Consider the following 11,575-nt stretch of genomic DNA (forward strand, 5'->3'; position numbering starts at 1 on the left):
AAGCACGGCCGAAAAGCGGAACCACAGGTTGAACATTATTTGCTCAACGGCACGGGCACGCCCGTCCAAGAGACGACGCGGCGCCGTACACAAAAAACGACCGGAGGCGGGGTGTCCGCGATCCGGTCGTAGCGTTTGGTCAACTAAACCTAGCAGGCGGCCATGATGGGGGCAGCAACCTGCTTCTTACGGGAGAGGACGCCCGGCATCCAGACGCCGTCGTGCTCGTCGGCAATGCCCAGGCCCTTCTGAGCAGCCTCGGTCTCGCCCTCGAGCAGGACCTGCGAGCCCTCCTCCATGATGTCGGTGATGCACAGGACGATGCCGTCGGCACCCTTCTCGGCGGCGTAGGCGCGCATGGCCTCGCGAATCTCGTCGATCATGCCGAGTGCGCGAGTCTTGTCGACAGTCTCGTACTGGCCGATGAGCAGCTTCTTGCCGGCAGGCTCGAACATCTTGATGTCGTTGCCGACCATCTCGGCTGCGGTGAAGGAGCCAGACGGACGGGTGAGGAAGACCTCCATGCCAAACTTGACCGGGTCGACGCCCACCTGCTCGCCGAGCTTGGCGGCGACGGCGCGGTCGACATCGGTGGTGGTGGGGCTCTTGAGCATGAGCGTGTCGGTCATCATGGCCGAGAGCAGCAGCTTGGCCTGGACGTCGGAAAGCTCAACGCCGAGCACGCCGGCGAGCTTGGTGACGATGGTGCAGCTGGAGCCCCAGGGCAGGCAGATGTAGTGCAGCGGGCCGGCGGTCTCGAAGTCGCCGATGCGGTGATGATCGACAACGCCAAAGACCGTGGCGTCCTTAAGGCCGGCGACGGACTGGGCAGACTCGTTGTGGTCGGTGAGGACGACGAGCTGACCAGCCTCGACGGACTCGATCACGCGGGGCTCGGCGATGCCGGCGTCGGCGAGCAGCTTGGCGGACTCGGCCGGAAGCTGACCAAGGGCGCAGGCCTCGTAGGTGTTGCCGGCATACTCAACCTGGTTGAGCAGCTGGGACAGGACGACGGCGCTCATGATGGCGTCGTTATCGGGGTTCTGGTGACCAAAGACAAGAACGTTTGCCATGGATATCCTCCACTTGATATGTGTACTTGGACGTAGCTATGGTAGCACGCCGATGCCGAGCCTTCGCAGACGGAAGGGCCACGGCATATTTTGGGGCGCAGGCACGGGGGCCAAGGCTGTCCCTTTTGCACCATGTTGGTGCAATGTAACCTGTCCCCCTTGCACCAGCTATTTACCGGCAGCGCGCAGGGCTACGTAGGCAGCACCGATGATGCCGGCGTCGTTTCCGAGCGAAGCGACCTTAATGGGCGTCTCGCGCGAGGCGGAAAGCGCGTACTGCTTAAAGTGCTCGCGAACCTTGTCGAGGTAGACATCGGCCGAGGCGGAGGCGCCGCCGCCGATAAGGAACATCTCGGGATCGACCACGTTGGCAATAAGCGCCAGTGCGCGACCGAGATAGTCGGCCATGGTATCGGCCGCGGCCAGCGCAAGCTTGTCGCCCTCGCGGCAGGCCTGGAACACGTCCTTGGAATCGGAGGGACCGGTGAGCTCGATGGGCTCGACGCCCGCTTTCTCGCACTCGGCAAGGTAGTTGCTCACCACGCCGGTGGCGCTGGAATACTGCTCCAGGTGGCCATGGCCGCCGCAGCCGCAGGTGCGCTCCTCAGCCGGGTTCAGGCACATATGGCCAATCTCGCCGCCAGCACCCACAACACCCGATACCACGTCGCCGTTAACGATAACGCCGCCGCCCACGCCGGTACCGATGGTGACCATCACCACGTTCTGCACGCCCTTGGCAGAACCGAGCCAGGCCTCACCCATGGCAGCGGCGTTGGCATCGTTCTCGTACTTAACGACCGCATCGGGGCAGTGCTTTTGAATGGCAATCCTCAGCTCGGGCAGGTTAATGGCAATGTTGGCCTTGACCTTGGCATCGCCCGATGCCGGGATGGGGCACGGAACGGCCAGGCCAATGCCCGCCACAAAGGCGCGCGGAATCTGCGCCTTGGCGACCACCTGGTCGATAGCCTCGGTCACCGCGGCAAAGCCCGCAGCGTCAACGATGGGAGGCGTGGGCACGCTGGCCTTGGCCAGCAGGTTTCCATCCTCGTCGAACAGGCCCTCCTTAACCGAAGTGCCGCCGACGTCAATGCCGATGTAGTACTGCTTAGGTTCCATGGGAGCCCACCTTTCTCGTTTAAACATTGCCTGTATGGTACCGCTCCCAAGGCAAAAACCTACCAAAAAGGGACAGGTTTGTTTTGGCAGGTTTTATCTGGGGAAGCGCAGAGTACGAGATTCGGTTCGCTGGGTGTTATATCGGTTCGGCCCCGTCCTCGGACCGATCATTTCTCAACACGACACTACTCAGACGTTTATCATTTAAAACGCTCTAATTTTTCAAGCGGGGCGACTTTTAATTTTATCTTTCTCGAACTTTTCAATAACTCAATAGAGATACTTAGGTGTTGACTATACTTTCTTTTATACTCAACCAAGTTTGAAAGGAGGTTCCATGATTCCCAAATACGAAGCGATAGCTGCAGATATTCGTCGCACTATCGAGGATGGCGCTCTTAAACCGGGCGACAAGCTTCCTACCGTCGTTGAGTTCTGCAAGCTCTATAACGTTTCCAAAATCACCGTCAAACGAGCTATTGAACAAATCACCGAAGAAGGTCTTATTACCAGCCGGCGTGGATCGGGTACCTACGTTAAGGACACGGCGGGGCTTCCCGGCCAGGCGTTTTTCCAGGGCAAAAACGACCGTACCCAGGGTTTTTCGTATGAGCATCGCGGGGAGAAGGTGACCTCGGTGGTCTACGATTTCTCGATCGTTAATCCACCAGCGGACATCGCAGCCCAGCTGGGAATTGCCGAGGATGACTTTGCCTATCACGTCGTGCGCGTGCGTCAGGCCGATGAGAAGCCCATCGTTATCGAGTACACCTACATGCCCCTCGAGCTGATTCCAGGCCTTAAAAAGAAGGACCTGTACGGATCGGTCTACCGCTTCATCCGCGAGCAATGTGGGCTGAAGATTTCGAGCTTCCACCGTACCATTCGCGCCGTGGCAGCAACCGAGGAAGAAGCCGAGCGTCTGGACACCAAACTTGGCTCTCCCCTGCTCGAGCTCACCCAGATTGGCTTTTTGGACAGCGGCGCCGCCTTTGAGTATTCGATCTCGCGCAACGTTGGCGATCGCTTTGAGTTGCACAACGTAACGTTGGCATAAGTTTTTGTAGTCACGCGGGCGCTCGTTTTGAGCTGTTTTGTGCAACGCCCGCGCAACATAATGGGGGTATGAATATGTCCGATTTGATTAAACTGACGCCGATCTTCCACGAGAAGATCTGGGGTGGCCGCCAGCTCGAAACCGTATTTGGTTACGACATTCCCGAAGGTCCCATCGGTGAGTGCTGGGCCATCTCGGCCCATCCCAACGGTGACTGCCAGATTGCGGAGGGACCGTACGCCGGCCACACGCTGTCGTGGCTGTGGGCCGAGCACCGCGAGCTCTTTGGCAACTGCGAGGGCAAGGAGTTCCCGCTGCTCATCAAGATTCTGGACGCCAAGGACGACCTTTCGATCCAGATTCATCCCAACGACGAGTACGCCGCCGAGCACGAGAACGGCAGCCTGGGTAAAACCGAGTGCTGGTACGTGCTGGATTGCGAGCCCGGCGCCACGATCATCGTCGGCCAGCGTGCTAAAGACCGCACTGAGGCCGCACAGATGATCAAGGACGGCCGCTGGGACGACATGCTCAACGTACTACCGATCCACAAGGGCGACTTTTTCCAGATTGATTCCGGTACCGTTCACGCCATCAAGGCCGGCACGCTCATTTTGGAAACGCAGCAGTCGAGCGACGTGACGTATCGTCTGTACGACTATGATCGCCCGGGCACCGACGGCAAACTGCGCCCGCTGCACATTAAGCAGAGCCTCGACTGCATCGACTTTGACGTCCAGGCCCCGGTCGATGGTACCGTGACCGCGCCCGAGGTGGACGGCGTGACCGAGCTCGAGTCTAACCCCTGCTACACCGTCGATCGCGTGCGTGTCGACGGCAGCAAGATCCTCGACCAGCGCTGGCCCTTCATGTGCCTGTCGGTCATCGACGGCGAAGGCACCGTCTGCGGCGACCCCGTCCACAAGGGAAGCCACCTGCTGGCCCCGAACACCGTCAGCTCCATCGACCTCGAAGGCAAGATGGAACTGATCATCAGCCACCTCTAGGTCGCAGCAACAACCAAAACGCAACAAGGGGCTCCCCCGTCCACCAACGGAGGAGCCCCTTATCCATATATATCAGCCCACCCGGCTCTCCAGATCAAAAAAGCGGACGAGCAGAGCGACGTTCGCAAGCAACGTTATCTAAGGACCTGGACGGGCGTATGGGGCAACATCGATCGCGAGTTCCGCACGAGCCGGAGAGCACTTAATGTGCTCTCCGTGCGAGCAGGACTGCCCGAGCAGGCGATGTTGCCCCATACGCCCGCCCAGGTCCGCCGGGATCACGACAGATTGACGATCGGAGCAAAGCCCTTCATAAGCTTTTTGGTCTGGCCGGTCTTTTCGAATTGGACCTCGATCATGTCTCCGACGACCGAGAGCACGGTACCCGTGCCAAAAGTCTTGTGGCTCACGGTATCGCCCGCGGCAAAGTCCTGCGATGCGCTGGCACGATCGACCTTGCGCTCCACCGTCGGGGACACCTTGGACGACGGCTTTTTGGCTCGCGGCGCACCCGAACCAAAGGTCGAGGCAACACGGCCGGCATCGGGCGAAACCCCACGATGGCGCTCGGTCCCGTAGCTGCTGCCGCCAAAGAAATCGTCAAAGCTCGATCCGCCACGCGAACCGGAACCGCCGGTCGAGCGCGTATGCGAACCAAACACCTTGCCGCCATACATGTCCGAGCCCATACCCGATCCAAAGGTGCCGTGTCGGTCGCCGCGTTTCTCCCAGCCCGTGCCCTCAAAACCGGCAGAACCGATGCCGCTAAACTCGATATCCTCAAACGGAATCTCGTTGAGGAAGCGCGAGCGCGGGTTGGCAGAGGTCGAGCCGTAGGTGCGACGCGTGGCCGCATAGGTCAGGAACAGGCGCTTGCGAGCACGCGTGATGGCGACGTAGGCCAAGCGACGCTCCTCCTCGAGCTTGCCCGGATCGTCACTACCGCCAAAGTCGTGCACGTGCGGGAAGATACCCTCCTCCATGCCGGCCACGAACACCGCCGGGAACTCCAGGCCCTTGGCGGAGTGGATGGTCATCATGGTAATGGCATGCGTCTCGCCGGCCAGGGAATCTAAGTCGGAGCGCAGGGCCAGCCACTCCATGAGCGCCGGCAGCGCCTTACAGGTGAGCGGACCGTAGGTGCGCTCGATCTCGTCGGCATGCACGGCACCCGCCGGCATCTCCGTCGGCGCGGCATACGCGTTGCCCGCGATGGCGGCGGCCAGGGCATCCTGCGGAGACAGCGCCGGAGCGGCCAAGCTATCGAGCGGATTGGAGCCCGCGGCGTCACGCGCGCCAACGAGCGCCTCAAACGAGGATACCGGGGCAGATGGCCCCGGTTCGGGCGCAGGCGCGCTCACCACGACAGGCTCGGGCTCGGCGCTAGCAGGCACATCGGCAACACCGGCAGCGCGCAGCTCTTCCAAGCTCTCGAGCGTACCTTCGATATCCTCGTGCGTCTCCTCAAATTCGGCGGCGACGCCCAGGAATTCCTGGATGTTCTCGGCGCGGCTCTCGGACTCCATGGTGCCCTCGGCGCGGAAAGCCTGCAGCAGGCCCGTCTTATCGACAATCATCTCGACAACGTCCTTGAGCTCTCCGTCCATGCGACGGCCCTCGCACACCAGCGACACAAAGCTCGACAGGCCATTGCGCACCTTGGCGCTAAACATGCCGGTTTCGGCGCACGCGATCTCGCAAGCCTGGAAGAACGAGCAGCGGTTGTCGCGTGCCAGCTGCTCAATCTTTTGAATCGAGGTGGAGCCGATGCCGCGGCGCGGCGTGTTGATGACGCGCTTGACGCTCATCTCGTCGGCCGGGTTCACAATCATCTTAAGATAGGCCATGACGTCGCGGATCTCGGCACGGTCGAAGAATCGCGTGCCACCCACGATCTTGTAGGGCACGCCTGCGCGCAGGAACATATCTTCGAGAATACGCGACTGAGCGTTGGTGCGGTAGAACACGGCGATGTCGTCGTAACTCGTGCCCTTGGAGTGCAGCTTCTCGATCTCGCCGGCAATCCAGCGGCCCTCGTCGCGCTCATCGCTTGCCTGGAAGGCCTGGATCTTCTCGCCATCGCCCTCGGCCGTAAACAGGCGCTTGTCCTTGCGCTGCGAGTTGTGGCGCACCACGGCGTTGGCGGCGCTCAGGATATGGCCCGTGGAGCGGTAGTTCTGCTCCAGCTTAACGGTCTTGCAGTTTTTAAAGTCCTGCTCAAAGTCCAGGATGTTGGTGATGTCGGCGCCACGCCAGCTATAAATGGACTGGTCATCGTCGCCCACGACCATGAGGTTTTGGTACTTGGCGGCCAGCAGGTTGGCGATCTCGTACTGGACGTGATTGGTGTCCTGATACTCGTCGACGCTAATGTAGCGGAAGCGCTCTTGGTACTTGTCGAGCACCTCGGGGCGGGTGCGCAGCAGCTCGAGCGTGCGCACGAGCAGGTCGTCGAAGTCCATCGCGTTGGCGGCGCGCAGGCGGCGTTCCAGCTCCAAGTAGACCTGCGCGGCCTTTTTGTCGTTGGGGCTGTCGGCGGATTTGAGCATGTCCTCGGGGCCGATCATGGCGTTTTTGGCCGAACTGATCTTGCTGCGGATCATGTTGATGGGGAATTGCTTTTGCTCGATACCGAGCGCCTGCATAATATCGCGCACCATGCGCTTGGAATCGTCGTCATCGTAGATGGTGAACTGACCGGTGTAGCCCAGCAGGTCAGCGTCCTCGCGCAGCATGCGCACGCACATAGCATGGAAGGTGCACACCCACATGCCGCGGGTACCGCTGGGGATGAGTGCCGCCAGACGCTCGCGCATCTCGGCCGCGGCCTTGTTGGTAAACGTGATGGCAAGGATCTGCCAGGGCTTAACGCCCAGGTCGCCGAGCATATGTGCGATGCGAAAGGTCAAGACGCGGGTCTTGCCCGAGCCGGCGCCGGCAAGGACCAGCAACGGACCCTCGGTGGTCAGGACCGCCTCGCGCTGGGCGGGATTAAGGCTGTCGAGGTCGACGAGCGGCTTGGCGGGTTTGGGTGCCGGCGCGGGAGCGTCGTAGATGTCGAGCGGAACGAGCTCGGGCTCCGGCGCAGCGGGGGCGGTGTATGCATCGAGCGGCACGGGTTCCGGCGTGGGCGGCACGGGTACCGCGGCGTTCTTTTCCCAGGGCAAGGGCTGGGTCATGGGCGACTCCTCATCTGACGGACGGCGCGCCTGCGGGCGGCGCCATAGTTTGAGCCGTACCAGTATACCGAGCCGCGCGGACACCGACGCAAATCACACCACGACTCCGTCCGCCACAATCGGGCCCGCCCAGCGGATTTGGCGCAATGGGGTCAGGTTACTTTGCACCAATCTATTGGCAATCACGAAACCGCCGATGTCATGGCAGCAGCAGCGAGCGGCGGCCGGGGCGAACAAATTGGCATGAAAAGGGGGCGGCATAGACCTTTTGGTCATGCCACCCCCTTTGAATGACAAGTTGTCGCCCCGGCCGCCGCGCAGCGTCGACTAAGTTAGAGGCCGAGCATCGGCTCCAAGACGAAGAAGTACGCGAGCACCACGATGCCCAGGATGATGCGGTAAACACCGAAGCACTTAAAGTCGTGACGGCGGACGAATCCCATGAGCCACTTGATGGCGATGAGCGAAACCACAAAGGCCACAACGCAGCCCACGCCCAAGATAGCGACCTCGTTGGCGCCGAACGTGCCGCCCTTGATGAAGTACTTAACCAGCTTGAGCGCACTCGCGCCAAACATAACAGGGATGGCCAGGAAGAACGTAAACTTGGACGCCACCGAACGCGTGCAGCCCAAAAGCAGGCCGCCGATGATGGTGGAACCGGAGCGAGACGTACCAGGCACCAGCGAAAGCACCTGGAAGCAGCCGATACCCAGCGCAGTCTTCCAGCTCAGGTCCTCGAGCGTGGCGATGGAGCCAAAGTCCAGATCCTCGTCATCGCCCTCATCCTCAGCGGTAGCCGCGGCGGGCGCCGCAAAGTGCGCACCGGCGGGACGTCCACCCGACACCACAGCACGCGAACCAAACGAACCGGCAACGGCCATTTCCTCTCGCTTGCTCGCGCGCCAGTTCTCGATCACGATAAACAGCACGCCGTACACAATGAGCGCCAGCGCCACGACGGGAGCATTGTAGAAATGCTCCTCCATCCAGTCGTTGAGCGGTAGGCCGATCGCCGCCGCAGGAATGCAACCGAGCACAATCTTGCCCCACAGCACCCAGGTGTCGCGACGGCCCTCCTTACCCTTGCTGGGCGAGAACGGATTGAGCTCATGGAAGAACAGCACACAGACGGCCAGAATGGCGCCGAGCTGAATCACGACCAGGAACATATTCCAGAACGTCTCGCTCACGTTCATCTTGACGAACTCGTCCACCAAGATCATGTGACCGGTCGACGAAACAGGCAGCCATTCGGTGATGCCCTCGACCAGGCCCATGAAGGCAGATTTTAGAAGCTCGATAATATCCAAAGGGACCCCCTCATTAGACACCCGCCGATATTGTTCTGCGGACGGTGCGGGCGATGTCCCATTATCAACCGTTCGGGCGCGTCTACGCCTACCCTTACCAAAAAACTCGCCCGTTCACAGAATTGCGAGCGGTCAAACCCAAATCCTTGGGTATAACTGCAACAAGATAAAGTGTCCGGCGGCCAACGCGCCCGCGCCCGCCCGACGCACGAGCCCCGCGCCCGTGCGATAGACCAAGGAGGAAACCATGAACGAGGGCTATACCAAGGTATTTGTTTCACTCGACGGTACTGAGCAGCAGGATTTTGTGCTCGCACGCGCCATCAAGGTCGCCGCGAACAACGGCGCTAAGCTGATCATCGGCCACGTTATCGACTCCACCGCGCTCGAGAGCGCCGGTTCCTATCCGGTCGACCTGGTCAACGGCTTGGAGGAGGCCTTTAACAACTCCATCGCCAAGCAACTCGAGGAGGCCAAGGCCAATCCCGACATTCCCGAGGTCGAGGTCATGATTCGCACCGGCCGCATTCGTGAGACGCTCAAGGATGAGATGCTCGACGTGGTCAAGCCCGATCTGGTGCTCTGCGGCGCCCGCGGCCTGTCCTCAATTAAGTACGCGCTTCTGGGCTCGATTTCGACGTTCCTGCTGCGCAATACGGACTGCGACATTTTGGTCGTGAAGTAGGTTCCTTCCCGCCGGCGCAAGGCCTGCGGGGTTATCACGCCGACGTCCTCGCCGCTTCGCGGCTGCGGGATGTCGGCTTAGATAACCCCTCCCGGCCTTGCGCCTTCGTCACCGTACTTCAGCGAGTTGGCTGACAAAAGATGGCGTGCCGCCCCGTTTGGGGCGGCACGTTTTTGTTTGGGCGGACGTCTGCCGCGTGCGTTACTCGAAATATTGGAACTTGTTCGTTGAAAAAGCGAATGTTACGACGAAGCCTTCGCCGGGCTCGGACGCTGCGGTGACGTCGATGCCCATTTTGGAGCACAGACGCGCCACCAGGTAGAGGCCGATGCCCGTTGCGCGCTTGGTGTTGCGGCCGTTGTCGCCGGTAAAACCCTTCTCGAACACGCGCGGCAGGTCTGCCGCACACACGCCGCAGCCGTTGTCGGCAACGGTAAGCTCGATGCGCTCGCTCGCCAGACCCTCGTCCAGCAACGCACCCGAAAACACGATCTTTGCGCCGTCCTCACGCGCATATTTAATGCTGTTCTGAATGAGCTGGCCCAGAATAAACTCGAGCCACTTCTCGTCGGTAAAGACCTCAAAGTCGAGGTTCTCGCACACCGGAGCCACGTGCGCCGCGATGAGCTCGCGGGCGTTGGCTTTAATCGCACCCGTCACCAAGGTCTTAAGGTCCCAGCGACGAATCAGGTAATCGCGCTCCACAACCTCCGAGCGCGCATAGTAGAGCGCCTGGTCGATATAGCGCTCCACGCGGGCAAGCTCGCGGCCCAGGTCATCTACGCGCGACAGGTCATCTTCGCTGCCGTCCAGGTTTTCCAAAATCAGATGGGCTGCCGCCAGAGGCAGCTTGGCCTCGTGGACCCAGCTCTCGATATAGTCGCGATAGTCATCGGTCTGGCGCCTGCCTTCGGCAACCTCGTCACAAGCGGCTTTGCCCACCCGGCGCAAGACCTCGTACTCGAGCTCGCCCTCGGCATAGGTCGGGCATTGCACCATCTCCTGCACCCATGCGGGACTCTCGAGCTCCTCTGCCGCACGCTCCAGCTGGCGCAGAAAACGACGACGACGCGCGTACTCGATCACGATGCCGAGCATACCAAAGATAAAGGACACGCCAACCGCCACGACCACGATAGAAACGGGTGCGCCGGCGACCGTCAGCACAAAGCAGCTCAGCAGCACGCCGCACGTCCACACGGCGACGGGAAGCAGCGCATCTTTAAAGAACTTGGCAAACGACATAGCCGGCCCCTAGACCGAATAGCCTTGGCCGCGGTGCGTCGTCAAATACCCCTTGATGCCGATTTTTTCGAGCGTGGTGCGCAGGCGGTTGATGTTAACGGTAAGCGTGTTGTCGTCCACGAAAGCGTCGGAGTCCCACAGGTCCTGCATGATGGCCGAGCGCGAAACGATCTTGCCCGCGCGGCTCAGAAGCAGCGAGAGGATACGCAGTTCATTTTTTGTGAGCTCGGTACTGTCGCCGGTTGCCGTATTGGTGACCATGGAGCGGGCGAGGTCGAGCTCCAATCCCTTGTGGACGAGCGTGCTGCGCTCGCCTGCCGCCGCGGTGCGACGCAGCAAGGCATTGATGCGCGCCACGAGCACACGGGCGCTGTAGGGCTTGGGAACAAAGTCGTCCGCGCCGAGCGTCATGGCCATGACCTCGTCGATCTCGGTCGTGCGCGACGTGAGGACGATGATGGGGACCTCGGATTCGCGGCGAACCTCGTGGCAGATATGCTGGCCGTCCTTGACGGGAAGCGTGAGGTCGAGCAGCACCAGGTCGGGCGCGGCGGCGAGAATATCGCGCGAGACATGCTCAAACGATTCGCAGGCCTCGACCTCAAAACCGGCACGCGCCAAAATGTCGGCGAGCTCGCGACGGATGGGCTCGTCGTCCTCAACGATATAGATTAGCGCCATGGATTCCGCTCCCCTCTTGGTTGTCTTGCCACCATTATGGCCGCGAAACTGCAGGTGTGCACCGCGCGCGGTACCAAGGTGACAGAACTGTTCGCGAGCGGGGGCGTTTTGTCCGCCTCGCACTCGCAGCGGTGGCGGGGACCAAAATGATTCTTAATCCCCATTACAGTTTGAGCCGTCCGAAAGGGCGGCTCTTTTCCGTTGCACGGTTAT

At 60.9% G+C, this 11,575-nt stretch carries 9 protein-coding genes; 3 read left to right on the top strand and 6 right to left on the bottom strand.

The window, feature by feature from the left end; translation table 11 throughout:
- Positions 1-149 precede the first annotated feature (149 nt).
- The gene (locus JMJ97_RS08950; protein WP_118226883.1) at positions 150-1,073 is read right to left on the bottom strand and encodes a manganese-dependent inorganic pyrophosphatase; all 924 of its coding nucleotides are present in this window, start codon (positions 1,071-1,073) and stop codon (positions 150-152) included.
- A gap of 168 nt (positions 1,074-1,241) precedes the next feature.
- Positions 1,242-2,195, bottom strand: coding sequence for an ROK family protein (locus JMJ97_RS08955; protein WP_260700013.1), 954 nt, complete (start codon positions 2,193-2,195; stop codon positions 1,242-1,244).
- A 337-nt stretch (positions 2,196-2,532) separates the two neighbouring features.
- On the opposite strand from JMJ97_RS08955, the gene JMJ97_RS08960 reads away from it, so the two are divergent.
- Positions 2,533-3,252: a GntR family transcriptional regulator gene (locus JMJ97_RS08960; RefSeq protein WP_260700014.1), complete on the top strand. Its 720-nt coding sequence runs from the start codon at positions 2,533-2,535 to the stop codon at positions 3,250-3,252.
- Positions 3,253-3,320: 68 nt separating this feature from the next.
- On the top strand, positions 3,321-4,259 hold the full coding sequence (locus tag JMJ97_RS08965; RefSeq protein ID WP_117840134.1) for a type I phosphomannose isomerase catalytic subunit: 939 nt from the start codon (positions 3,321-3,323) through the stop codon (positions 4,257-4,259).
- Positions 4,260-4,537: 278 nt separating this feature from the next.
- On the opposite strand, the gene JMJ97_RS08970 is transcribed toward JMJ97_RS08965, so the two are convergent.
- Positions 4,538-7,438: an ATP-dependent helicase gene (locus JMJ97_RS08970; protein WP_260700016.1), complete on the bottom strand. Its 2,901-nt coding sequence runs from the start codon at positions 7,436-7,438 to the stop codon at positions 4,538-4,540.
- A 332-nt stretch (positions 7,439-7,770) separates the two neighbouring features.
- Positions 7,771-8,751, bottom strand: coding sequence for an undecaprenyl-diphosphate phosphatase (locus tag JMJ97_RS08975; RefSeq protein ID WP_260700018.1), 981 nt, complete (start codon positions 8,749-8,751; stop codon positions 7,771-7,773).
- A 247-nt stretch (positions 8,752-8,998) separates the two neighbouring features.
- Between JMJ97_RS08975 and JMJ97_RS08980 the strand changes: the two genes are divergently transcribed.
- Complete coding sequence (locus JMJ97_RS08980; protein WP_055285548.1) at positions 8,999-9,436, top strand: universal stress protein; 438 nt, start codon at positions 8,999-9,001, stop codon at positions 9,434-9,436.
- Positions 9,437-9,637: 201 nt separating this feature from the next.
- Here the strand turns inward: JMJ97_RS08980 and JMJ97_RS08985 are convergent, their stop codons facing one another.
- Together JMJ97_RS08985 and JMJ97_RS08990 are read right to left on the bottom strand one after the other, a co-directional pair.
- Positions 9,638-10,681: a sensor histidine kinase gene (locus JMJ97_RS08985; protein WP_260700020.1), complete on the bottom strand. Its 1,044-nt coding sequence runs from the start codon at positions 10,679-10,681 to the stop codon at positions 9,638-9,640.
- Between the two features lie 9 nt (positions 10,682-10,690).
- Positions 10,691-11,362, bottom strand: coding sequence for a response regulator transcription factor (locus JMJ97_RS08990; protein ID WP_118373012.1), 672 nt, complete (start codon positions 11,360-11,362; stop codon positions 10,691-10,693).
- Positions 11,363-11,575: the final 213 nt, after the last annotated feature.

Source organism: Collinsella aerofaciens (genome assembly GCF_025289055.1).
Lineage (GTDB): Bacteria > Actinomycetota > Coriobacteriia > Coriobacteriales > Coriobacteriaceae > Collinsella.